The organism is Xanthobacter oligotrophicus, assembly GCF_008364685.1.
Taxonomy (GTDB): domain Bacteria; phylum Pseudomonadota; class Alphaproteobacteria; order Rhizobiales; family Xanthobacteraceae; genus Xanthobacter; species Xanthobacter oligotrophicus.
This window is the reverse complement of record NZ_VTTL01000008.1, coordinates 243,759-265,391: the sequence shown is the minus strand read 5'-3', so window position 1 is coordinate 265,391 and position 21,633 is coordinate 243,759. Positions and strand designations below refer to the sequence as shown.

At 67.4% G+C, this 21,633-nt stretch carries 21 protein-coding genes; 13 read left to right on the top strand and 8 right to left on the bottom strand.

Annotation, left to right across the window (positions count from 1 at the left end; translation table 11 throughout):
* Positions 1 to 24 precede the first annotated feature (24 nt).
* The 4 genes from FZ033_RS15155 (at position 25) to FZ033_RS15140 (ending at position 4,785) form a co-directional block, all read left to right on the top strand.
* The gene (locus FZ033_RS15155) at positions 25 to 870 is read left to right on the top strand and encodes a MetQ/NlpA family ABC transporter substrate-binding protein (RefSeq protein WP_149576939.1); all 846 of its coding nucleotides are present in this window, start codon (positions 25 to 27) and stop codon (positions 868 to 870) included.
* 288 nt (positions 871 to 1,158) lie between these two features.
* Complete coding sequence (locus FZ033_RS15150; protein WP_149576938.1) at positions 1,159 to 2,373, top strand: acyl-CoA dehydrogenase family protein; 1,215 nt, start codon at positions 1,159 to 1,161, stop codon at positions 2,371 to 2,373.
* Positions 2,374 to 2,389: 16 nt separating this feature from the next.
* A complete protein-coding gene (locus tag FZ033_RS15145) occupies positions 2,390 to 3,796 on the top strand; it encodes an LLM class flavin-dependent oxidoreductase (protein ID WP_149576937.1) in 1,407 nt (468 codons plus the stop codon).
* Positions 3,797 to 3,924: 128 nt separating this feature from the next.
* Entirely contained in the window at positions 3,925 to 4,785 is an 861-nt protein-coding gene (locus FZ033_RS15140) for an NADPH-dependent oxidoreductase (RefSeq protein WP_149576936.1), read from the top strand.
* 16 nt (positions 4,786 to 4,801) lie between these two features.
* On the opposite strand, the gene FZ033_RS15135 is transcribed toward FZ033_RS15140, so the two are convergent.
* Positions 4,802 to 5,734: a LysR family transcriptional regulator gene (locus FZ033_RS15135; protein WP_149576935.1), complete on the bottom strand. Its 933-nt coding sequence runs from the start codon at positions 5,732 to 5,734 to the stop codon at positions 4,802 to 4,804.
* Between the two features lie 66 nt (positions 5,735 to 5,800).
* Here FZ033_RS15135 and FZ033_RS15130 point away from each other — a divergent pair, with 66 nt between their 5' ends.
* The 7 genes from FZ033_RS15130 to FZ033_RS15100 all read left to right on the top strand — a co-directional run bounded on the left by FZ033_RS15130 (position 5,801) and on the right by FZ033_RS15100 (position 13,541).
* A complete protein-coding gene (locus FZ033_RS15130) occupies positions 5,801 to 6,991 on the top strand; it encodes a muconate/chloromuconate family cycloisomerase (protein WP_149576934.1) in 1,191 nt (396 codons plus the stop codon).
* A 28-nt stretch (positions 6,992 to 7,019) separates the two neighbouring features.
* On the top strand, positions 7,020 to 7,970 hold the full coding sequence (gene catA / locus FZ033_RS15125; RefSeq protein ID WP_269149867.1) for a catechol 1,2-dioxygenase: 951 nt from the start codon (positions 7,020 to 7,022) through the stop codon (positions 7,968 to 7,970).
* A gap of 90 nt (positions 7,971 to 8,060) precedes the next feature.
* The gene (benA, locus tag FZ033_RS15120; protein WP_232847495.1) at positions 8,061 to 9,473 is read left to right on the top strand and encodes a benzoate 1,2-dioxygenase large subunit; all 1,413 of its coding nucleotides are present in this window, start codon (positions 8,061 to 8,063) and stop codon (positions 9,471 to 9,473) included.
* A gap of 66 nt (positions 9,474 to 9,539) precedes the next feature.
* Positions 9,540 to 10,031, top strand: a complete 492-nt coding sequence (gene benB / locus FZ033_RS15115; protein ID WP_149576933.1) for a benzoate 1,2-dioxygenase small subunit — start codon at positions 9,540 to 9,542, stop codon at positions 10,029 to 10,031.
* Positions 10,032 to 10,044: 13 nt separating this feature from the next.
* Positions 10,045 to 11,064, top strand: a complete 1,020-nt coding sequence (gene benC / locus FZ033_RS15110) for a benzoate 1,2-dioxygenase electron transfer component BenC (RefSeq protein ID WP_149576932.1) — start codon at positions 10,045 to 10,047, stop codon at positions 11,062 to 11,064.
* 193 nt (positions 11,065 to 11,257) lie between these two features.
* Positions 11,258 to 12,646 carry an MFS transporter gene (locus FZ033_RS15105; RefSeq protein ID WP_149576931.1) on the top strand — a complete coding sequence of 463 codons (1,389 nt, stop codon included), beginning with the start codon at positions 11,258 to 11,260 and terminating at the stop codon, positions 12,644 to 12,646.
* Positions 12,647 to 12,773: 127 nt separating this feature from the next.
* On the top strand, positions 12,774 to 13,541 hold the full coding sequence (locus FZ033_RS15100) for an SDR family NAD(P)-dependent oxidoreductase (protein WP_149576930.1): 768 nt from the start codon (positions 12,774 to 12,776) through the stop codon (positions 13,539 to 13,541).
* A 154-nt stretch (positions 13,542 to 13,695) separates the two neighbouring features.
* On the opposite strand, the gene FZ033_RS15095 is transcribed toward FZ033_RS15100, so the two are convergent.
* Positions 13,696 to 14,010 carry a hypothetical protein gene (locus tag FZ033_RS15095; RefSeq protein ID WP_149576929.1) on the bottom strand — a complete coding sequence of 105 codons (315 nt, stop codon included), beginning with the start codon at positions 14,008 to 14,010 and terminating at the stop codon, positions 13,696 to 13,698.
* A 210-nt stretch (positions 14,011 to 14,220) separates the two neighbouring features.
* The gene (locus FZ033_RS15090) at positions 14,221 to 14,421 is read right to left on the bottom strand and encodes a DUF2735 domain-containing protein (RefSeq protein WP_138399572.1); all 201 of its coding nucleotides are present in this window, start codon (positions 14,419 to 14,421) and stop codon (positions 14,221 to 14,223) included.
* Between the two features lie 508 nt (positions 14,422 to 14,929).
* On the opposite strand from FZ033_RS15090, the gene FZ033_RS15085 reads away from it, so the two are divergent.
* Both FZ033_RS15085 and tam read left to right on the top strand, forming a co-directional pair.
* Positions 14,930 to 15,964, top strand: a complete 1,035-nt coding sequence (locus FZ033_RS15085) for a glutamine synthetase beta-grasp domain-containing protein (RefSeq protein ID WP_149576928.1) — start codon at positions 14,930 to 14,932, stop codon at positions 15,962 to 15,964.
* Between the two features lie 735 nt (positions 15,965 to 16,699).
* Positions 16,700 to 17,476, top strand: coding sequence for a trans-aconitate 2-methyltransferase (gene tam, locus FZ033_RS15080; RefSeq protein ID WP_149576927.1), 777 nt, complete (start codon positions 16,700 to 16,702; stop codon positions 17,474 to 17,476).
* A 74-nt stretch (positions 17,477 to 17,550) separates the two neighbouring features.
* Here tam and FZ033_RS15075 read toward each other — a convergent pair whose 3' ends face one another.
* The 5 genes from FZ033_RS15075 to FZ033_RS15055 all read right to left on the bottom strand — a co-directional run bounded on the left by FZ033_RS15075 (position 17,551) and on the right by FZ033_RS15055 (position 21,555).
* Positions 17,551 to 18,339: a MetQ/NlpA family ABC transporter substrate-binding protein gene (locus tag FZ033_RS15075; RefSeq protein WP_149576926.1), complete on the bottom strand. Its 789-nt coding sequence runs from the start codon at positions 18,337 to 18,339 to the stop codon at positions 17,551 to 17,553.
* 44 nt (positions 18,340 to 18,383) lie between these two features.
* Positions 18,384 to 19,070, bottom strand: coding sequence for a methionine ABC transporter permease (locus tag FZ033_RS15070; RefSeq protein WP_392567229.1), 687 nt, complete (start codon positions 19,068 to 19,070; stop codon positions 18,384 to 18,386).
* A complete protein-coding gene (locus FZ033_RS15065; protein WP_408068489.1) occupies positions 19,063 to 20,187 on the bottom strand; it encodes a methionine ABC transporter ATP-binding protein in 1,125 nt (374 codons plus the stop codon). Before FZ033_RS15065 ends, FZ033_RS15070 begins: the two co-directional genes overlap by 8 nt.
* Before the next feature lie 279 nt (positions 20,188 to 20,466).
* A complete protein-coding gene (locus FZ033_RS15060) occupies positions 20,467 to 21,051 on the bottom strand; it encodes a TetR/AcrR family transcriptional regulator (RefSeq protein WP_188079506.1) in 585 nt (194 codons plus the stop codon).
* 36 nt (positions 21,052 to 21,087) lie between these two features.
* Positions 21,088 to 21,555, bottom strand: a complete 468-nt coding sequence (locus tag FZ033_RS15055) for a nuclear transport factor 2 family protein (RefSeq protein WP_149576925.1) — start codon at positions 21,553 to 21,555, stop codon at positions 21,088 to 21,090.
* Positions 21,556 to 21,633 lie beyond the last annotated feature (78 nt).

Sequence of the window (21,633 nt, the reverse complement as noted above, 5' to 3'; positions counted from 1 at the left end):
GCCGGCCCCGACACGGATTGACCCATGACTGTTCTGTCCCGCTCCCGCTTCCTCGCCCTCGCTTTCTCTGGGGCCCTCTCCGGCCTCGCCCTCATCTCCCTCGGTGCCGGGGCGCAGGCCCAGACGCCGGCTCCGGCGGCCGACAAGCCGCTGAAGGTGGGCGTGTCCGCCGGTCCCTACGGCGACATCCTGCGCGAGGCGGCGCGGCTCTCCGAGAAGGAGGGGGTGAAGGCGGAGATCATCGAATTCACCGACTGGAACCAGCCCAACGCGGCGCTCCAGGCCGGCGACATCGACCTCAACAATTTCCAGAACCGGCCGTATCTCGCCAACCAGATCAAGACCCGCAACTACCAGATCGTCGCCCTCGACGAATCCGTCCTGGTGCCGGCCGGCATCTATTCCAAGAAATACACGAGCGTCGCCGACATTCCCGCCGGCTCGAAGATCGCCATTCCCAACGATCCCACCAATGGCGGGCGCGCCTTGGTGCTGTTCCAGAAGGCCGGGCTGATCAAGCTCAAGCCGGGCACCGGCCTTTATGCCAGCGTGCTGGACGTGGCGGAAAACCCCAAGAAGCTGCAGATCGTGGAGATCGACGCCGCCCAGCTGCCGCGCTCGCTGGATGACGTGGCGGCCGCCTTCGTCTCCTCCAACTATGCCTATCTCGCCGGGCTCGATCTCAACAAGGCCCTGGTGGCCGAGACCACCGTGGAGGAGGCCAAGCCCTACTTCACCCTCGTCTTCGCCGCGCGGGAGGACCGCAAGGACGATCCGCGGATCGCTAAGTTCATCGCAATCTACCGCTCGCAGCCGGTGAAGGACTTCACCCTCGCCAAGTTCAAGGGAAGCATCCTGCCCGCGTGGTGAGGCGAGTCCAAAGGCACATGATTCAAGAACGTGTCTGAAAACGCGGCGCGGGCACTGCCGCGATCACCACAGTCATGCCCGGCCTTGTGCCGGGCATCCACGCCGAGCCGCTGGGGACAGCGTCAGAAAATTGCTCCCGGCCTTTCCGCGTGGATGGCCGGGACAAGCCCGGCCATGACGGCGCGACCGACCCAGCGGTCAGCACGCGCCCAACCGGTTGAGTTTTCAAACACTTTACCAAGACACGGCGCAGCACCCCAGCAGGACCGCCGCCACAGGACCTTTGCCATGACCCGCCCTTCCGTCGTCACCTTCCCCGCCGGGCGCCCGGCCGAAAGCCCGGCGCCCCGCTTCGATGCCATCGCCGCCGCCGAGCGGGTGGCGCAGGCGCTGCTGCCGGATGCCGCCGAGCGCGACCGCCTCGGTGCCACGCCCCGCAAGGAGCTGGAGCTTTTGCGCGGCTCTGGCCTCCTGCCCCTGCTCAACCCGCAGGAGCATGGCGGGGGCGGCGGCAGCTTCACCGATGCGCTCCTGGCGGTGCGGGTGATCGGGCGGGCGGATGCCTCCATCGCCCAGCTGCTGGCCTACCACTATCTCCACCTCACCAACGCCCTGTGGCGGGCGACGCCGGAGCAGAGCGTGGCGCTGTCGAAGGCCTCGGTGGCCGGCAACTGGTTCTGGGGCGGCGCCTCCAACCCGCGTGATCCGGAATCCAAACTCACGGCGGTTGAAGACGGCTTCCGCCTCACCGGCCGCAAGACGTTTGCCTCCAACGCCTCGCTCGCCGACCGCATCACCCTGCGCGCCGAGCTGAATGACGGCTTCGCCGTGCTGGTCATCCCCGGCGACCGGGAGGGCGTGACCCACGGCAATGACTGGGACGCCTTCGGCCAGCGCCTGTCGGAGAGCGGCACCATCACCTTTGCCGACGTGCATGTGGCCAGGGACGAGGTGCTGGGCGATCCCGCCGCCGCGCCGCCGCCGCGCACCAGCCTGGTGGTGCCGTTCCACCAGCTGCTCATCGTCAATTTCTACCTCGGCACCGCCGAGGGCGCGCTCGCAGAGGCCAACCGCTACATCCGCACCGTCTCGCGGCCGTGGCAGGCCTCCAACGTGGAGAAGGCGAGCCTCGACCCCTATATCCTCGAGCATTACGGCCTGCTCGACGTGGACCTGCGCGCCGCCCTGGCGCTGGCCGACGTGGCGGCGGAGCGGTTCGAGGCGGCCGCGGCGCTGGCCAACGACATCACCCTTGATGAGCGCAACGTGGCCGCCGGCGCCATCTATGCCGCCAAGGTGCATTCCAGCCGCACCGCGCTGGACATCACTTCCAAGATCTTCGAGCTGATGGGCGCGCGGGCCACCGCCGGGCATTACGGCTTCGACCGCTACTGGCGCAACATCCGCACCCACACCCTGCACGACCCCATCGTCTACAAGGCGCGGGAGGTGGGCAATTACGCACTCAACGGCGTCATCACCCCGACCCCGCTCTACAGCTGACGCGCAGGAGATCCTCATGAGCCGCAAGCGGGAGCTGCGCTTCAACGCCTTCAACATGGCCGCCCCCGGCCACAGCTGGGCCGGCCTGTGGGCGCATCCGCGCGACAAGGCCATCGACTACAACAGCCTCGATTACTGGATCGAGCTGGCGCAGACCGCCGAGCGCGGCCTGCTGGACGGCATCTTCATCGCCGATGTGTTCGGCATCTATGACGTGTATGGCGGCACCCCGGACGCGGCCCTGCTCTCGGCCGCGCAGACGCCCCATATCGACCCGACCCTGGTGGTGCCGGTGATGGCGCAGGCGACCAAGCACATCGGCTTCGGCGTCACCGCCAACCTCACCTATGAGCACCCCTACCAGTTCGCCCGCCGCTTCTCGACCCTCGACCACCTCACCGGCGGGCGGGCGGGCTGGAACATCGTCACCGGTTATCTCGACAGCGGCGCCAAGGGCATGGGCCATGTGGCCAACCGCGCGCATGATGCCCGCTACGAGGCGGCGGATGACTTCCTCGCCGCCGTCTACAAGCTGTGGGAATCGAGCTGGGAGGACGGCGCCGTGCAGCGCGACCGCGCCGCGCGTATCTTCACCGATCCGGCCAAGGTCCACCGCATCCGCCATGATGGGCCGTATTACCAGGTGGACGGCATCCACCTCGCCGAGCCCTCGCCCCAGCGCACGCCGGTGCTCTACCAGGCCGGGGCCTCCGATCGCGGGCGGCTGTTCGCGGCGAAGCATTCCGAGGGCATCTTCCTCAACGGCCAGACCCGGCCGATCCTCGCCGAATCCGTGCGCGCGATCCGGCAGGCGGCGCAGTCCTTCGGCCGCGATCCCTACGACATCCGCATGTTCCCCGGCGCCACCGTGATCGTCGCGCCGACCCGGGCGGAGGCCCTCGATCGTCTTGCCGAATATGCGCAATATGTGAACACGGCGGGCCAGCTGGCCCTGCTCTCAGGCTGGACCGGAGTGGACCTCTCCAAGGTCGATCCGGACGACGCCATCTCCTACGTGAAGAGCAACGCCATCCAGTCCACGCTGGAAAACCTCACCCTGCGCAGCGCCGAGCCGCTCAAGGTGAAGGACCTCGCGACCCTCTCGGCCATCGGCGCCCGCGCGCCCTTCATCGTGGGATCGCCCAGCGAGGTGGCGGACGAGATCCTGTCCTGGGTGGAGGATACCGACATCGACGGTTTCAACCTCAACCGCCTCGTCTCCCATGAGACGCTGGCGGCCTTCGTTGATTTGGTGGTGCCCGAGCTTCAGGACCGCGGCGTCTACAAAACCGCCTACGCCGAAGGCCCCCTGCGCCAGAAGCTGTTCCCCGGCCGTGGTCCCACCCTTCCTTCCACCCACCCCGCCGCCGGCTTCCGCCGCGGAGCGGTCGCGCTGGCGGAGCCGGTGGCAGCCGGGGCCTGAAGGTCGGGAGACCGATGCCATCGGTCAGACGGTCTTTTTGCTTACGGTCTTGTTGGTTGAAGTCTGGGACGAGGCGGTTCAGCTTGCCGCAAGCTGAACCGTTCCGGCTCCCGCATCATGGAGCTTTCATGTCTGCCATCCTGTCTGAAGCCCGCCCCGCGCCGGCCCCGTCATCCGATGCCCGCGCCCTGCTGGAGGCCCGCTATGGCGCCGCCGAGGCGCCCGCCGGCATCCTCCTCAATGACACCGTCGCCGCGCTGCTCTCCCACCGCACCGTGCGCGCCTTCTCCGACCGTCCCTTGCCCGAGGGGCTGATCGAGACGCTGGTGGCGGCGGCCCAGTCGGCGCCGTCCTCCTCCAACCTTCAGACCTTCAGCGTGGTGGCGGTGGAGAACCCCGCCACCAAGGCCCGCCTCGCCGAGGTGGCGGGCGGCCAGAAGCATGTGGTGGAAGCCCCGCTGGTGCTGGTCTGGCTCGCCGACCTCTCCCGTCTGGAAGAGATCGGCCGCCGCGCCGGGGCGCCCACCGATGCCCTGTCCTTCCTCGAAACCCTGTTCGTGGGCATCATCGATGCCGCGCTGGCGGCGCAGAACGCGCTGGTGGCGCTGGAATCCCTCGGGCTGGGCGGGGTCTATCTCGGCGCCCTGCGCAACAAGCCGGAAGTGGTGGCCGAGCTTCTGGGCCTGCCGCCCAACGTGGTGGGCGTGTTCGGCCTCGCCATCGGCTATCCCGACCCCGACCGCCCGGCGGATGTGAAGCCGCGCATCGCCCAGCGCCTGGTGCTCCACCGCGAGCGCTACGACGCCAGCCTGCCACAGGCGGCGCTGGACCATTACGAGGACGCGCTGAAGGCGTTCCAGCGGGGCCAGAACCTGCCCGAGGTGGGCTGGACCAGCGCGGCGCTCACCCGCGTGCGCGGGGCGGAGTCCCTGAGCGGGCGCGACCGCATCCCGGAGATCCTCAAGGCGCTCGGCTTCGGCCTGCGCTGAGGAGCGAGCGCCACCGTCAAGGCGGCAGAAGCCGGTTCTCGGACAGCTTCAGCCAGTCGGGCTGGTCGGCATACATCTCGCGGATCAACTGCTTGATGGCCTCGATGCGCCCGGACGCGTCATTGGCGCGATAGCTCATGATGATGGGCGAGACCAGCTTCGGGTCGTCGAAATGGCGATAGGCCACATCGTAGCTGCGCAGCCGCTGGGCGGCGGCGGGCACGATGGTGACGCCGTCGTCCGCCGCCACCAGTCCCAGCGCCATCTGCAGCTCGCGCACCTCGCGGATGGCGCGCGGGCGCACGTTGCGGTCGCCCAGCAGTACCAGCACCTCGTCGGCGAAGCTCGGGCGCGGCTCGGAGGGGTAGAGCACCAGCATCTCGTCTTCCAGCGTCGAGAGCGGCAGCGGCCCTTTCTGTGCGAGCTTGGGATGATCCAGCGGCAGCGCCAGCACCAGGCGTTCCTCCCGAAGGGTGATGCGCTCGATGGCCGGGTCGGTGACGCGCACGCGGCCGAAGCCGAGGTCGATGCGCCCCTCCTTCAGGGCGGCCACCTGTTGGGTGGAGCTCATTTCCTTCAGCTCGATTTCCATGTCCGGCCACAGCCGCCGCATGCGCCGGGCAAGGTCCGGCATGCCGCCATAGAGGGTGGAGGCCACGCACCCCACCACGAACAGGCTGCGCCCGGAGCGGCCGAGCTGGCGCGTGGTGTTGCGGATCTGATCCATGCGGCCGATCATCTGCAACGCCTGCTCGTAGAAGAAGCGGCCCGCCTCGGTGAGCTTCAGCGGCCGCTCCGAGCGATCGATCAGCATCACCCCCAGCTCGTCCTCCAGCCCCTGGATCTGCCGGCTCAAGGGCGGCTGGGCGATGTTGAGCCGCTCCGCCGCGCGGGTGAAATTGCGCTCCTGCGCCACGGCTACGAAATAACGGAGCTGGCGGACATCCATGATACCCTCGAAGTATAATAGTTGACCAACTCGGTTTTGGATCTGCGCCGTCGCGCGTCCTAGAAAATGGGCATGACGCTCCATGCCCCCCTGTCCAGACAAGCCCCCATGATCGAGCGAGTCGAGACATTTCTCGTCGATCTGCCAACGATCCGGCCCCATAAGCTGTCGGTGGCGACCATGGAGGGGCAGACCCTGATGCTGGTCCGCCTCCACATGTCCGACGGCATGGTGGGGGTGGGCGAGGGCACCACCATCGCTGGCCTCGCCTACGGGCCGGAGAGCCCTGAAGGTATGAAGTTGACGATCGACGCCTATATGGCGCCGGTGCTGCTGGCCGCCGATCCCACGCGGATCCAGGCCACCATGGCCACCATCGGAAAGGTGGTGAAGGGCAACAACTTCGCGAAGTCCGCGGTAGAGACCGCCCTGTTCGACGCGCAGGGCAAGCGGAGCGGCCTGCCCCTCTCCGAGCTGCTGGGCGGGCGGGTGCGCGATCGCCTGCCGGTGGCCTGGACGCTGGCCTCCGGCGACACCGCCCGCGACATCGCCGAGGCCGAGGAGATGCTGGCGCGCCGCCGCCACCGCATCTTCAAGCTGAAGATCGGCCGCCACGCGGTGCGCGCGGACGTGGCGCATGTGGCCGCCATCAAGGCGGCGCTGGGCGAGCGGGCCAGCGTGCGCGTGGACGTGAACATGGCCTGGAGCGAGAGCGAGGCCGCCTATGGCCTCAAGGCGCTGGCCGATGCCGGCTGCGACCTGGTGGAGCAGCCGGTGGCCTCGGCCGAGGCCCTGGCCCGGCTCACCGCGCGGGGCCTGGTGCCGGTGATGGCCGACGAGATCCTGCAAGGTCCCACCAGCGCGTTCGAACTGGCCCGCCAGCGCGCCGCCGATGTGTTCGCGGTGAAGATCGAGCAGTCGGGCGGCCTCATCGCCGCAGCCAACGTGGGTGCCATCGCCGATGCGGCGGGCATCGCGCTTTATGGCGGCACCATGCTGGAAGGCGCGGTGTCCACTATCGCCGCCGCCCACCTGTTTTCCGCCTTCCCCCGCCTCGGCTTCGGCACCGAGCTGTTCGGCCCGCTGCTCATCACCGAGGAGATCCTGACCGAGCCCCTCGACTACAGCGACTTCTCGCTGGCAGTGCCCAGGGGGCCGGGCCTCGGCATCACGCTCGACGAGGAGCGCATCGCCCGCTTCCGCCGCGACGGCGCGCGCCGGACCCTGGTGCTGGCCTCAACCAAGGCCGGGAGCTGACTGACCTAAAACAACCAGGAGGAAAGACATGTCCAAGAATACTGCGAAGAATACTGCAAAAAACATCATGAGCCCGGCCCTCATCGACCAGCTCGCCGACCGCGCGGCGGGGCTCGACGTGGCCGGCGGCGACGCGCGGCTCAAGGAGATCGTGCGCCGTCTCACCCGCGACCTGATGGTGGCCATCGACGATCTCGACATCTCCATGGACGAGTTCTGGGCGGGCGTCGCCTATGTCACCGCCGCCGGCCAGTCCAACGAGCTGGGCCTCATCGTGCCCGGCATCGCGGTGGAGCATTATCTCGACCTGCGCCTCGACGAGGCCGAGCGCCTCGCCGGCCTTGCCAGCGGCACCCAGCGCACCATCGAGGGCCCGCTCTACGTGGCCGGCGCGCCCCTCTCCAAGGGCAGCGCGCGGCTCGACGACGGTTCGGACGACGGCGAGGTGCTGTTCGTGCAGGGCCGGGTCTCCGACATCGACGGCAAGCCGGTGGAAGGCGCCATCGTGGACGTGTGGCACGCCAACACCATGGGCAATTATTCCCACTTCGATCCCACCCAGCCGGCCTTCAACCTGCGCCGCCGCATCGAGACCCTGGCGGACGGCACCTACAGCTTCCGCACCATCATGCCCTCGGGCTACGGCTGCCCGCCCGGCTCGGCGAGCCGCCAGTTGATGGAAGGCCTCGGCCGCCATGCGGAGCGCCCGGCGCATGTGCATTTCTTCGTCACCGCGCCCGGCCATCGCAAGCTCACCACCCAGATCAACATCGAGGGCGACCAGTATCTGCACACGGACTTCGCCTTCGGCACCCGCGAGGGGCTGATCCCCGCGGTGCGTCGGGTGTCCGATGCTGCCGAGATCCATGCGCGCGGGCTGAACAAGCCGTTCGCGGTGATCGACTTCGACTTCTCCATCGCCCCCGAGGAGCAGGGCGTCGTCGGCACCGAGGTGAGCCGCCCCCGCGCCGCCGCCTGAGGCGGGCGCAACCGTCACAGCCAATCCCGCAACGATCCGGCTCGGCCCGTCGCGCAGACGGCGGGCCGAGCCGGCAGAGAGGAAACGCCAATGAACGCCCATAGCCCGCTCTCCAAAAATGCTCCGGTTCCCGACAGCGCCGCTCTTGCCGCCCGCCTCGAAGGCGCGGTGGTGGAAGACAAGGCGAACGGCCTCTATCGCTGCCGCCGCGACATCTTCACCGATCCCGACCTGTTCGAGCTGGAGATGGCGCACATCTTCGAGGGCAACTGGATCTACCTTGCCCACGAGAGCCAGATCCCCAATCCGAACGATTATTTCACCACTTTCATCGGCCGCCAGCCCATCGTCATCACCCGCGACCGCAAGGGCGAATTGCACGCTTTGGTGAATGCCTGCTCCCATCGCGGGGCCATGCTGTGCCGGCACAAGCGCGGCAATCGGGCGACCTATACTTGCCCGTTCCATGGCTGGACCTTCTCCAATGCCGGAAAACTTCTGAAGACCAAGGAAGCGGACGGCGCCGGCTATCCCGAAAGCTTCAACACCAACGGCTCCCACGACCTCACCAAGGTGGCGCGGTTCGAGAATTATCGCGGCTTCCTGTTCGGCTCGCTGAAGGAAGACGTATTGCCCCTGACCGAGCATCTGGGTGAGGCAGCCAAGATCATCGACATGATCGTGGACCAGTCGCCCGAAGGTCTCGAAGTGCTGCGCGGCAACTCCACCTACGTCTATGACGGCAATTGGAAAGTACAGGCGGAGAACGGCGCGGACGGCTATCATGTCACCTCCGTGCATTGGAACTATGCCGCCACCGTCAACCAGCGCAAGGCCGCGGCCGCCGCGGAAGCTGGCAAGGACGACGTGCGGGCCATGGATGCGGGCAGCTGGGCCAAGCAGGGCGGCGGCTTCTATTCCTTCGACAACGGCCACCTTCTGCTGTGGAGCCGCTGGGCCAATCCGGAAGACCGGCCGCTCTACGACCGCCGCGCGGAGCTGGCTGCGACGTTCGGCGAGGCCATGGCCGACTGGATGATCAGCCGCTCGCGCAACCTGTGCCTCTACCCCAACGTCTATCTGATGGACCAGTTCTCCTCGCAGATCCGCACCTTCCGGCCCATCAGCGTGGATCAGACCGAGGTCACCATCTACTGCATCGCCCCCAAGGGCGAGAGCGCCGAGGCGCGGGCCCACCGCATCCGCCAGTACGAGGACTTCTTCAACGCCTCCGGCATGGCGACCCCCGACGACCTGGAGGAATTCCGCTCCTGCCAGATGGGCTTCAGGGCCACCTCCGCGCCGTGGAACGACCTGTCGCGCGGCGCCACCCACTGGATCGAGGGCGCGGACGAAGGCGCCGCCGCCATCGGCCTGAAGCCGCTGCTCTCCGGCGCCAAGACCGAGGACGAGGGCCTGTTCGTGGTCCAGCACCGCTACTGGAAGGACACGCTGGCCCGCGCCGTCGCCACTGCCGGCGCGGTCGCCGACGCGGCGGAGTAGTCCTGACTAGCCAATGACTTAACCAGAGACGGTCGGCCTTCAAGAGCCGCCGTCCGGGAGGAAAAAATGAACGTGACCCACGAGGCCGTGGCGGCCTTCCTGTATCGCGAAGCCCGCCTGCTCGACGACAAGGACTGGGAGAGCTGGCTCTCCCTCTACGCCCCCGAGGCCGTCTTCTGGATGCCCTCCTGGGACGACAATGACGAACTGGTGGAAAACCCCCAGACCGAAATCTCGCTCATCTATTACGGGCAGAAGCAGGGGCTGGAGGACCGGGTGTTCCGCATCCGCACCGAGCGCTCGTCCGCCACCAGCCTGCCGGAGCCGCGCACCTCGCACAATCTCACCAACATCGAGATCCTGGAGGAGACCGGCGCCAGCGTCAGCGTGCGCTTCAACTGGTTCACCCTGAGCTTCCGCTACAAGACGACCGACACCTATTTCGGCTCGTCCTTCTACACGCTCGACACCACGGGGAACGACTTCAGGATCACCAAGAAGAAGGTGGTGCTGAAGAACGATTACATCCACCAGGTGGTCGACATCTACCACATTTGAGCGGGAGGCGGCGGTGAGCCACAAGATCGCGCTGAGCTTCGAGGACGGGGTCACCCGCTTCATCACCTGCGGCACCGGGGAGACGGTGGCGGACGCGGCCTATCGGTCCGGCATCAACGTGCCGTTCGACTGCCGCGACGGCGCCTGCGGCACCTGCAAGAGCCATTGCGAAAGCGGCGCCTACGACAAGGGAGACTATATCGAGGACGCGCTCAGTGAGGACGAGGCGGCGGAAGGCTACGTGCTCACCTGCCAGATGCGGCCGAAGAGCGATTGCGTGGTGAAGATCGCCGCCACCTCCGCCATGTGCAAGGCCGGCGCCTCCACCTTCTCGGCGCGCCTGTCGCGGCTGGAGCGGCTTTCGCCCACCACGCTCGGCTTCGCGCTGAAGGTGGATGCGGGGGAACTCTCCTTCCTGCCCGGGCAATATGCCAATCTCGGCCTGCCCGGCACGCGGGAGGTGCGCGCCTATTCCTTCTCCAGCCTGCCACGCGACGGCGAGGTGGAATTCCTGGTGCGCAACATTCCCGGCGGGCGCATGTCGTCCTTCCTCGCCGAGCGGGCGAAGGTGGGGGACGCCTTGAGCTTCACCGCGCCCATGGGCTCCTTCTATCTGCGGCCGGTGACGCGGCCGCTGCTGTTCCTCGCCGGCGGCACCGGGCTCGCGCCCTTCCTCGCCATGCTGGACCTCCTGGCGCGGGACGGGCTGAACGTGCCGGCGCACCTCGTCTATGGCGTCACCTCCGACGCCGACCTGGTGCTGGTGGACAAGCTGGAGGCGTTCGCCGCGCGCCTTAAGGGCTTCACCTTCGCCACCGTCGTCGCCGATGGGGCCAGCACCCATCCGCGCAAGGGCTATGTGACCCATCACCTCGCGCCCGAGCACCTCAACGGCGGCAATGTGGACACCTACCTGTGCGGCCCGCCCGCCATGGTGGATGCGGTGCGCCACCATTTCCAGGCGGCAGGGGTGACCCCCGCCGCCTTCCACACCGAGAAATTCTCCCCCGGCGCCGAGGCCAAGGCGGCGTGAGAGAGGCGGCGTGAGAAAGGCGGCCTGCCGCCCGACCTTCGAACACCCGCTCCACACCCTCTGCCGCCCGCGCGGCAGCGGGCCGGGGAGACGCGCGCCATTCGCCCGGCCCATCGCGGCCCAAGGCCATCGCGGCCCAAGACCAGCACGGCAAAGCCGGCACACCCTTCAATTTGAGAGAGGAAACACGCCCATGTCCGCCCCAAGTTACTCTGCCCCAACCCCGGCGGGTCCAAGGCCCGTCAACATCCAGCAGCTCATCGATGAGAGCCCGGTGTCCCGGTTCCAGCTGCTCATCATCGTGCTGTGCTTCCTCATCGTCGCGGTGGACGGCTTCGACACGGCGGCGGCGGCCTTCATCGCGCCGGCCATCCGCGCCGAATGGCAGCTCACCCCGGCCGTGCTCGGCCCCATGTTCGGCGCCGGCCTGTTCGGCCTCATGGTGGGGGCGCTGGTCATCGGCCCGTTCGCCGACCGCTTCGGGCGCAAGCCGCTTTTGATCTTCTCGGTGGTCTTCTTCGGCCTCGCCTCACTCGGGGCGGCCTTCTCCCACTCCATCACCGAACTGACGTGGTGGCGGTTCGTCACCGGCCTCGGGCTCGGCGCCGCCATGCCCAGCGCCATCACGCTGACCTCGGAATATTGCCCCGAGCGCAAGCGCTCCTTCCTCGTCACCATCATGTTCTGCGGCTTCACTTTGGGCTCGGCCATGGGCGGCCTGCTGGCGGCGCAACTGGTGGCGGAGCACGGCTGGCGCTCGGTGCTGGTGGTGGGCGGCGCGGTGCCGCTGGTGGTGGCGGTGCTGCTGTGGGCGCTGCTGCCGGAATCCATCCGCTTCCTGGTGCTGAAGGATCCCCGCTCGGCCGCCGCCGCGCGGAACCTCGCCCGCATCGCCCCCGGGGCGGACCTGTCCGGCGCGGTGTTCGTGGGGCCGAAGAAGGCGAAGGGGCTGCCGGTGCAGCAATTGTTCTCGCGCAACCTCGTGGGCGGCACGCTGTTGTTGTGGCTCGCCTTCTTCATGAGTCTTCTGGTCTATTATCTCCTCACCAACTGGCTGCCCACCTTCATCAATTCCGGCGGCGCCTCGATCCAGCAGGCGGCGCTGATCACCATGATGCTCCAGCTCGGCGGCACCCTCGGCGGCGTGGTGCTGGGCCTGTTCATGGACAAGGTGAACCCCCACGCGCTGCTCGCTTCCGCCTATGTGGGCGGCGGCCTGTGCGTCACCGCCATCGGCAATTCCACCGGCGTGCCCGGCCTGCTGCCGGTGGCGGTGTTCGGCGCCGGCTTCTGCATCGCCGGCTCGCAGATCGGCATCAATGCGCTGGCGGCGGCCTATTATCCCACCGCGAGCCGGGCCACCGGCGTCAGCTGGGCCAACGGCATCGGCCGCTCGGGCTCGGTGGTGGGCTCCATGGTGGGTGGGCTGCTGTTGTCCTTCCACTGGGGCTTCGAAACCATCTTCGCCATCGCCGCCGCCCCCGCGCTGGTGGCGGGCCTCGCCATCTTCCTGAAGGGCCGGCTCGGGTCCGGCGCGACGCTGGATGCAACTCCGGTGGCGCAGGTCGCGCAGGAAGGCTGACGCCGAACCACATTCAATCGGGCGGTTCCGCTCTCACGGGCGGGGCCGCCCGACGCCCTTCCGGGAGGCGCACGCGGCCGGCGCATGTGGGATGATCCGCCCCGCGAATCGCGGGGAGGAAACGGGTATGGCGGCGGATCTCGATCTGTCCGGGAAGGTGGCTCTGGTGACGGGGGCGGCCAGCGGCATCGGCCTTGCGGCGGCGCAGCTCCTCGCCCGGCAGGGCGCCCATGTGGTGCTGGCCGATCGCGACGGCGCGGCGGCCGAGGCGGCGGCGCAGGCGCTCACGGCGGAAGGCGCGCGCGCCTCCAGCCAGGCCTGCGACGTAACCGACGAGGCGGCGGTGACGGAGGGCGTGGCGCAGGTGCTCGCCGCTCATGGCCGCGTGGACATCCTGGTCAACAGTGCCGGCCTCTCCATCCGCAAGGGCATCGCCGAGCTGGCGCTGGCGGACTGGGAGAAGGTGTTCGCGGTGAATGTCACCGGTGCGTTCCTCGCCACCCGTGCGGTGGTGCCGGCCATGCGGGCGCAGGGCGCGGGCGCCATCGTCAACATCGCCTCCATCATGGGGCTGTCTGGCGGCGGGCCCTATCCCAACCCGGCCTATCAGGCCAGCAAGGGCGCCATCGTGAACCTCACCCGCGGGCTGGCGGTGGAGCTGGCCCCGGCGGGCATACGCGTGAATGCCGTGGCGCCCACCTGGGTGCGCACGCCCTTCATTGCGCCGCTGATGAACGATGCGGAGCAACTGGCCCGCATCGAGGCGCTGATGCCCATGGGCCGCATCGCCGAGCCGGAGGAGGTGGCCGACGCGGTGCTGTTCCTGGCGAGCCCCATGGCCTCCATGATCACCGGCCACATCCTGCCGGTGGACGGTGGCTTTCTTTGCCAGTGAGCCGGCCAGTGAGCCGGCCCGGCACCGGGCCGAGCCGCGCGCACGTGCGACTTATACCGACGGCCCCGGTCTTTGACCGATGCCGAGAGGGTACGCTCAGGCGCCGCGCGGGCTTGACCAAAGGCTCGTGAGCCAAGCTCACGGGCCTTTTGTATCACAGGCTCACATAGATGAACTTGTCACCCTGCAGCGCCGGATAATTGGCGCGCAGGGCCGTGGCGATCTTGCCCACCAGGGTCTTGTCGCCCGCCGCCGAGGGGCCGACGAAGTCGGTGCCTGACATCCAGGTCTCGAAGAAGCAGTGCAGGCCCTCGTCATAGTCCGCGCCGGTGGGGTTGGCGGTCTTGTCGGCGAGGGTGGCGACACCCTCCTTGGTCACTTCCAGCCGCCAGTCGCGGTCGTCCACCACCGAGCCGATGAGCTTGGCGAGGTCGGCGTCGGTCCAGGTGCCGTTGATATCGAGAGCCATGTCGCATTCCCTACCCGTGAAGGTGTCCCGGGGCGGGAGAAGCAAGAGCCGATCCATGAGGGCGGGGGACATGCGGCGCAGCGCGAGCCGGCGCGCATCGGACGGGGCGGTCCAAAGACGGAAACGGCCGCTCGCGCGGCCGATCCCTCACCTGTGCCTAGCGCGGATCCGGCCCGGCCGGATCGCGGAAGGCGGATGCCGTGATGAAGCTCAGCGGCGCTCGGGCCGGGCGTCGGCCTTCACCGCTTCGTCGTGATACCAGCTGGAGCCGATGACCGCCTGGGTGGCGCCCATGGCCGCGATTTCGGCCGCCCATTTCGCCTCTTTGGAAGGCATGCCGACATTCGCGCCATTCTTCATGGGGAAGGGGTAGATTTTCGCCGTCTCGCGCTTCTGCATCACAGTCATCATTCAAACTCCGGTCGATGAGCCTCCTCGGCACCATCCATTGATCCGTTCTTAGCAGACTTTTGGATCTCGATATACATAAATTGCCTAAAAAATTAGTATGATGCCTAATTTATAGGCGTATATAATTTCAAGACAGATATCCGATTTGTTTGCGCGTATGGTGCATAGCGTCCGCGCGTCTATCGCAGTGCAGCGAAGGTGCGCAGTATCAATCGCCTGTGGCGCGCATTTGTTCCGTGGGAATCGCGGTGGTGGCGTCCCGACGGCGCGATATCCGGGTTTTGCCTGCACGATGGGCGAAGCGCCCAAGCGTAAGGCCTAATCCTGGTGCACAAATGGGCAGGCAGCGCCCGAACAGGGCGTTGCGGGGCCTTATGTGGCGGTTGCGTGAACCTTGGCACGCGGATTGCTAGAGAGATGGCGGCTCAAACGGTCAGTGGATTCTTCGCGGCCGGACGCTCAGTCACGAGTTCCAAGATCTCACGTCATCGGCTTATGAGAGACTGCAATGCCAAAGTTTAAACTCGAGTATATCTGGCTGGACGGTTACACCCCGACCCCGAATCTGCGTGGCAAGACGCAGGTCAAGGAATACGACGTGTTCCCGACCCTCGAGCAACTGCCGCTGTGGGGCTTCGATGGCAGCTCCACCCAGCAGGCCGAAGGCCGCAGCTCCGACTGCGTGCTCAAGCCCGTGGCGGTCTATCCCGATCCGGCCCGTCCCAACGGTGCTCTGGTCATGTGCGAAGTCATGATGCCGGATGGCGTCACGCCGCATGCCACCAACAAGCGCGCCACCATCCTCGACGATGCCGGCGCCTGGTTCGGCTTCGAGCAGGAATACTTCTTCTACAAGGACGGCCGTCCGCTCGGCTTCCCGGAGAATGGCTTCCCGGCTCCGCAGGGTCCGTACTACACGGGCGTCGGCTTCAAGAATGTCGGCGATATCGCGCGCCAGATCGTCGAGGAGCACCTCGACCTCTGCCTCGAGGCCGGCATCAACCACGAAGGCATCAACGCGGAAGTCGCGAAGGGCCAGTGGGAATTCCAGATCTTCGGCAAGGGCTCCAAGAAGGCGGCCGACGAAGTGTGGATGGCCCGTTACCTGCTCCAGCGCCTGACCGAGAAGTACGGCATCGACATCGAGTACCACTGCAAGCCGCTCGGCGACACCGACTGGAACGGCTCGGGCATGCACGCCAACTTCTCCACCACCTATCTGCGCGAAGTGGGCGGCAAGGCCTATTTCGAAGCGCTGATGGCGGCCTTCGATGCCAACATCGAGGAACACATCGCCGTGTACGGCCCGGACAACCACATGCGCCTGACCGGCAAGCATGAGACCGCGCCGTGGAACAAGTTCTCGTATGGCGTGGCCGACCGTGGCGCGTCCATCCGGGTGCCCCACTCCTTCGTCAAGAACGACTACAAGGGCTATCTCGAGGATCGCCGCCCCAACTCCATGGGCGACCCCTACCAGATCGCCTCGCAGATCCTGAAGACCATCGCCTCGGTTCCGACCAACGTGTCGGCTGCGGCCTGACGTTAAAAGCCACGGCGCGTTCCGCGCGCCGTGGCTCCCTTCCGGGCATTGCCGTTTTGGCTCCTGTGCGCGTCGCCCTGGCGACGTGCAGCCCGCATTCTTCAAGATCCATTCGTCACAGCCAGACTCTTGCTCATTCCAGACTGTTGCTCATCAAGGTGTGAGGCACGGCGGATCCCGGCTTGGCCCGGACCGTCATGGGACGCCTGCTTCGTCAGGATTCGTCCCGGCCATCCACGCCTCGACCGCCTGGCGTGTCCTGTGGAGGGATGGCGTCAGCGGAGCGGCGTGGATGCCCCGGACGAGCCGTGGCCTGGCCTGTTGGCCCGCGTGAGCTCCTTTTTCATAGCCTTGTCTGCGCAAGCGTCGCCCGCACGAGCTGGCGAGTGGCTTGCGGTGTTGCGCGTCCCGGCCTCGCGGTGCCCCTTCCCCCAGATCCCTGCGACCCCCAAATCCTGCTGCCTGGCGTCTTCCTCCCTCACAGGTGAAGCGCTGGTGGCTGCGCGTGCCTGCCAACGGCGGTTGAATGGGGCTTCTCCTCCCGGCCATGAGGCCGCACGGTCCTGGAGTGACGCCCTCCCGGGACCGGCCAAAGGCGGTGGCCGGTGGGATGAGGGTCGCCTTAACCCGTTTTCCAGCCTGACCGGGCCGCTCTCTTTGCTAAGATCGGTGCCGGATTCGCCATCCGGGCTGACACGGCCGGAGCGGTGAAGCCGGCTCAAGGGAGCGCGATCCATGCCTGCCGATTGGAATGCCCGCCAGTATCTCAAGTTCGAGGACGAGCGCACCCGTCCGTCCCGCGATCTGCTGGCCCAGGTGCCGCTGGCGGATGCCGCCTTCGTGGTGGATCTCGGCTGCGGCCCCGGCAATTCCACCCAGCTGCTGGCGGAGCGCTTTCCCGGCGCCCAGGTGCTGGGGCTCGACACCTCGCCGGACATGCTGGCGGCCGCCCGCGCGCGCCTGCCCACCGCCCGCTTCGAGACCGGCGATGCCTCCACCTTCACGCTGGAAAAGCCGGCGGACCTGATCTTCGCCAATGCGGTGCTGCAATGGGTGCCCGACCACGGGGTGCTGCTGCCGCGGCTGTTGTCGCTGCTGGCGCCGGGCGGCGTGCTGGCGGTGCAGATGCCGGACAATCTGGACGAGCCGTCCCATGTGGCCATGCGGGAGAGCGCCATGTCCGGCCCCTGGGCGGACAAGCTGTCGGAGGCCTCCCGCGCCCGCGCTGTGCTGCCGGAACCCGGTGGCTATTACAACATGCTGGCGCCCCATGCGGGGCGGGTGGACATCTGGCACACCATCTACAACCACCCGCTGGACGGGGTTTCAGCCATCGTGGAATGGCTGAAAGGCACCGGCCTGCGCCCCTTCCTCGATCCGCTGGAGGGTGACGAGCGCGCGGAGTTCCTGGAGGATTATGCCGCGCGCCTCTCCGACCGCTATCTGCCGCGGGTGGATGGCAAGGTGTTGCTGGCCTTCCCGCGGCTGTTCATCCTGGCGGTGAAGTCATGAAAAAGGCCGACGGGTTGAACCCATCGGCCTTTGGAGCAAGCCTGTGCAGCCTGCAGGTATAAGGTGCCGCCGGATCACCAGCTGGGCAGAACGGCGCCCTTGAAGGTCTCCAGGATGAAGGCCTTGGTCTCGGGGGACTGGTAGGTCTCAACCAAAGTCTTCACCCAGGGCTTGTCCTTGTCCTCAGCCCGCACCGCGATGACGTTCACGTACGGTCCCTTGGGATCCTCGCGCAGGATGGGGTCCTTCACCGGGTCGAGGCCGGCTTCCTTGGCATAATTGGTGTTGATGCCCGCAGCCGCGAGATCCGGCAGGGAGCGCGGCAGCTGGGCGGCGTCGATCTCCACGAACTTGAGCTTCTTGGGGTTGTCCACCACGTCCACCACCGAGGCCTTCACCCCGATGCCGTCCTTCAGCTTGATGATGCCCTTGTCGGCCAGCAGCAGCAGGACGCGCCCGCCGTTGGTCGGATCGTTCGGAATACCGATCGATGCGCCGGCCGGGATATCGGCGAAGGTCTTGTACTTCGTCGAATAGACGCCGATGGGGAAATTCACCGTCAGGCCCACGGGCACGATCTTGTAGCCACGATCCTTGATCTGGTTGTCGAGGTAGGGCTGGTGCTGGAAGGAGTTCGCCTCAAGATCGCCGCCGGCCAGCGCGGCGTTGGGCACCACATAGTCGGAAAACTCGATCACCTTGATATCAAGGCCTTTTTTCGCCGCCTCGGCCTTTACCTTCTCCAGGATCTGGGCGTGGGGGCCGGGGGTGACGCCGACCTTGATGGTCTCGGCGGACGCCGCGGTGAGGAGGCCGGCGGCGAGCGCGAGGGCGAGCGCGCCGGCAGTCGCGAGGGCTTTCATGGAAGTCTCCGTTGAGAAGTCGAACGTGAGGAAGGTGGAGAAGTTCAGGATCGGCTGCGCTTGTCGAGGCGGCGGGCGATGAGGTCGCCCAGCGTCTGCACCCCCTGCACCAGCAGGATGAGCACGATGACCACCGCCGCCATCACCTCGGGCATGAAGCGCTGGTAGCCGAAGCGGATGCCGAGGTCGCCCAGCCCCCCGCCGCCCACCGCGCCCACCATGGCGGAGTAGCCCAGCAGCGATACCGCCGCGAGCGTCAGGGCCAGCGTGATGGCCGGCAGCGCCTCGGGCAGCAGCACCTTGGCGACGATCTGCAGCGGGCTTGCCCCCATGGCCCGGGCGGCTTCCACAAGCCCTTGATCCACCTCGCGGATCGCCGCCTCGATCAGGCGGGCGATGAAGGGCGCGGCGGCCACCGTCAGCGGCACGATGGCCGCGTTGGTGCCGATGGAGGTGCCCGCCACCAGCCGGGTGAAGGGGATGATGGCCACCACCAGGATGATGAAGGGGGTGGAGCGCGCCGCATTCACCACCAGCCCCAGCACATGGTTGGCAAGCGGCGCGGCAAACAGCTCCCCCTTGCGGCTGGTGGCGAGGAAGACCCCGAGCGGCAGACCCGCGAGGGTCCCCAGCACGCCGGAAACCGCAACCATGTAAAGGGTTTGCTGGGTGGCATCGATGATCAGGTCGACGATGGCGGGCGGCAGCAGGCCGAAGCTGAGATCAAACATAGCCAAGCACCTCCGCCGACAGATGAAGCCGCTCCACCGCGCCGACCACCGCCGAGACGGTGGCGGTGTCGCCGGGGACCGAGACGATGATGACGCCGAAGGGGGCGCCGGCGATCTCGTCCACCTGGGCCTGGATGATGTTCACATCCACCGACAGCAGCCGCGACACCCGCGACAGCACGGGATCGGTGGCATGGGAACCGGTGAAAACGATGCGCAGCACCGCGTCGCGGCCATCTGCCGGCTTGGGTTTCAGGCGGTTGGCCAGCTCCGGCGGCAGGCTCTGGCCAGTGAGGGCGGAGAGGAAGGAGCGGGTGGTGGCGTGCTGCGGGGCAGCAAAGACGTTGTAGGTGGCGCCTTCCTCCACGATGCGGCCGCCGTCGATCACCGCCACCCGGTCGGCCACCGCCTTGATCACCGCCATCTCGTGGGTGATCAGCAGCACCGTGAGGTTGAGCTCGGAATTCACCTTGCGCAGCAAAGCGAGGATCTGGTTGGTGGTCTCGGGGTCGAGGGCCGAGGTGGCCTCGTCGGAGAGCAGCACGCGGGGGCGGGTGGCCAGCGCTCGGGCGATGCCCACGCGCTGCTTCTGCCCGCCGGACAGCTCGGCCGGATAGCGGTCGCGCTTGTCGGAGAGGCCCACCAGTTCCAGCAGGGGCTCCACGCGGGCCTTGATCTCGCGGCGGGGCACGCCGGCAATCTCCAGCGGCAGGGCCACGTTGCCGAAGGCGGTGCGCCGCGCCAGCAGGTTGAAATGCTGGAAGATCATGCCGATGGAGCGGCGCTCGGCACGCAGCGCCTTCTCGTCCAGGGCGCTGATGTCCACCCCGTCCACGGTGATGCGGCCGGATGTGGCCCGCTCCAGCCCGTTGACCAGGCGGATGAGGGTGGACTTGCCGGCACCGGAGCGGCCGATGACGCCCAGGATGGCGCCTTCCGGCACATCCAGCGTGATGTCGGAGAGGGCGGCGACCTGCGCGCTGGCGCCGCGCGCGGCAAAGATCTTCGCCACCTTCTCGAAGCGGATGATGGCGCGCGCGGCCTCCGGGACAGGGGAGGGCGAGGCGGGGGAGGGGGTGTGCACTGGATCCGCCGATAGGATGAGTGGGGCGTTCACGGGAGGCTCCGGGCTTGCCGCCTGTTCGCTAGACCGGACCCCGTGTCATGCCGTGATAGACGGCGGAAGGGTAGCGCGAACGAAGGCGAGCGTCACGTTTCAGGGACGACGTGGCGACCGCGGGTCCACAAAAGCTTCAACAAGCTGTGCGTTCCGGCGGGTTCCAGCTGGTTTCAGCGACACATCATCATGGCGACGCCCGTCCGTAATGGGGCAATGTTCCCGCCCAATATCGTTCTCTTTATCGAACGCGTCAAGTCTGTTATTAACCTGATGAATTTAGTGTGGGTCGAGTGTCCCGCCAAGTCCCTGAAGCAGGCGCCGGTCCAGGCGCGCCAGGGTGCGGGTAAAGACCGCGGCATCGTCCAGCGCCCGGGCCAATACAAGCGCCCCCTGGATGGCGAGCACCGCGTCCTCGGCCTCCTCGCCTGCCGCCGCTGCCGGATGGCCGATCCGGATCAGCGCGTCGGCCAACGCATCCCGCCAGCGGGCGAAATAGCTTTGCACCGCCTGCGAGAAGCGGTCGCGCACCTCGCCCAGCGCAAACACGCCCACGAGGCACACCCGCCGGCCGGAGCGGAAATAGGCGTCGGTGCGGGCCAGCATGTCGCGGATGGCGGCGGCGCCATCCTCCTGCGTGCGCAGGGGGGCGAACACGTTGGTCTCGAACCAGAGGTCGATCTCCGCCAGTACGGCGGCCGCCATCTCCTCCTTCCCGCCGGGGAAGAAGTGATAGAGGCTGCCCTTGCCCAGCCCGGTGCGGGCGGTGATGTGGGCGAGGCTCGCCCCCTCGAAGCCGTGCTCGCGGAACACCTCGCCCAGGAGGGGCAGGATGTCCGCGCGCTCGCTCACCGTCCGTGCCATGGCGGTCTTTCGTTGCTCAAGGCCATACCCTGAAGCTCACATGCCCAGTTCCGTGAGGCCGGGATGGTCGGCCGGGCGCGGGCCCAGCGGCCACAGGAAGCGGCGCTCGCTCTCGCGGATGGCCACATCGTTGATGGAGGCCTCGCGCCGGCGCATCAGCCCGTTCTCGTCGAATTCCCACTGTTCGTTGCCGTAGGAGCGGTACCACGCGCCATCGGCATCGTGCCACTCGTACTGGAAGCGCACGGCGATGCGGTTGTCGTTGAGGCCCCACAGCTCCTTGATGAGCCGATAGTCCAGCTCCTTCTGCCACTTGGCGGTCAGGAAGGCGACGATGGCGGGGCGGCCGGTGAAGAAGTCCGAGCGGTTCCGCCAGCGGCTGTCCGGCGTGTAGGCGAGGGACACCCGCTCGGGATCGCGGCTGTTCCAGGCGTCTTCCGCAAGGCGGGCCTTCTGGGCGGCGCTCTCCACGGTGAAGGGCGGCAGGGGTGGGCGCTGGCTCATGGTCTTTTCCTGTACCGATCAGTCAATAATGTACTGAATGGTACAGGACCGGGCATGAGTCAAGCGGGGCGGGATTTC

Coding starts and splice junctions, on each gene's coding strand:
- FZ033_RS15155 (WP_149576939.1), top strand. CDS start 25: ATGACTGTTCTGTCCCGCTCCCGCTTCCTCGCCCTCGCTTTCTCTGGG.
- FZ033_RS15150 (WP_149576938.1), top strand. CDS start 1,159: ATGACCCGCCCTTCCGTCGTCACCTTCCCCGCCGGGCGCCCGGCCGAA.
- FZ033_RS15090 (WP_138399572.1), bottom strand. CDS start 14,421: ATGATGACTGTGATGCAGAAGCGCGAGACGGCGAAAATCTACCCCTTC.
- FZ033_RS15100 (WP_149576930.1), top strand. CDS start 12,774: ATGGCGGCGGATCTCGATCTGTCCGGGAAGGTGGCTCTGGTGACGGGG.
- FZ033_RS15095 (WP_149576929.1), bottom strand. CDS start 14,010: ATGGCTCTCGATATCAACGGCACCTGGACCGACGCCGACCTCGCCAAG.
- catA (WP_269149867.1), top strand. CDS start 7,020: ATGTCCAAGAATACTGCGAAGAATACTGCAAAAAACATCATGAGCCCG.
- FZ033_RS15055 (WP_149576925.1), bottom strand. CDS start 21,555: ATGAGCCAGCGCCCACCCCTGCCGCCCTTCACCGTGGAGAGCGCCGCC.
- FZ033_RS15140 (WP_149576936.1), top strand. CDS start 3,925: ATGTCTGCCATCCTGTCTGAAGCCCGCCCCGCGCCGGCCCCGTCATCC.
- FZ033_RS15145 (WP_149576937.1), top strand. CDS start 2,390: ATGAGCCGCAAGCGGGAGCTGCGCTTCAACGCCTTCAACATGGCCGCC.
- FZ033_RS15105 (WP_149576931.1), top strand. CDS start 11,258: ATGTCCGCCCCAAGTTACTCTGCCCCAACCCCGGCGGGTCCAAGGCCC.
- FZ033_RS15085 (WP_149576928.1), top strand. CDS start 14,930: ATGCCAAAGTTTAAACTCGAGTATATCTGGCTGGACGGTTACACCCCG.
- FZ033_RS15135 (WP_149576935.1), bottom strand. CDS start 5,734: ATGGATGTCCGCCAGCTCCGTTATTTCGTAGCCGTGGCGCAGGAGCGC.
- FZ033_RS15060 (WP_188079506.1), bottom strand. CDS start 21,051: ATGGCACGGACGGTGAGCGAGCGCGCGGACATCCTGCCCCTCCTGGGC.
- tam (WP_149576927.1), top strand. CDS start 16,700: ATGCCTGCCGATTGGAATGCCCGCCAGTATCTCAAGTTCGAGGACGAG.
- benB (WP_149576933.1), top strand. CDS start 9,540: ATGAACGTGACCCACGAGGCCGTGGCGGCCTTCCTGTATCGCGAAGCC.
- FZ033_RS15130 (WP_149576934.1), top strand. CDS start 5,801: ATGGGCATGACGCTCCATGCCCCCCTGTCCAGACAAGCCCCCATGATC.
- FZ033_RS15075 (WP_149576926.1), bottom strand. CDS start 18,339: ATGAAAGCCCTCGCGACTGCCGGCGCGCTCGCCCTCGCGCTCGCCGCC.
- FZ033_RS15070 (WP_392567229.1), bottom strand. CDS start 19,070: ATGTTTGATCTCAGCTTCGGCCTGCTGCCGCCCGCCATCGTCGACCTG.
- benA (WP_232847495.1), top strand. CDS start 8,061: ATGAACGCCCATAGCCCGCTCTCCAAAAATGCTCCGGTTCCCGACAGC.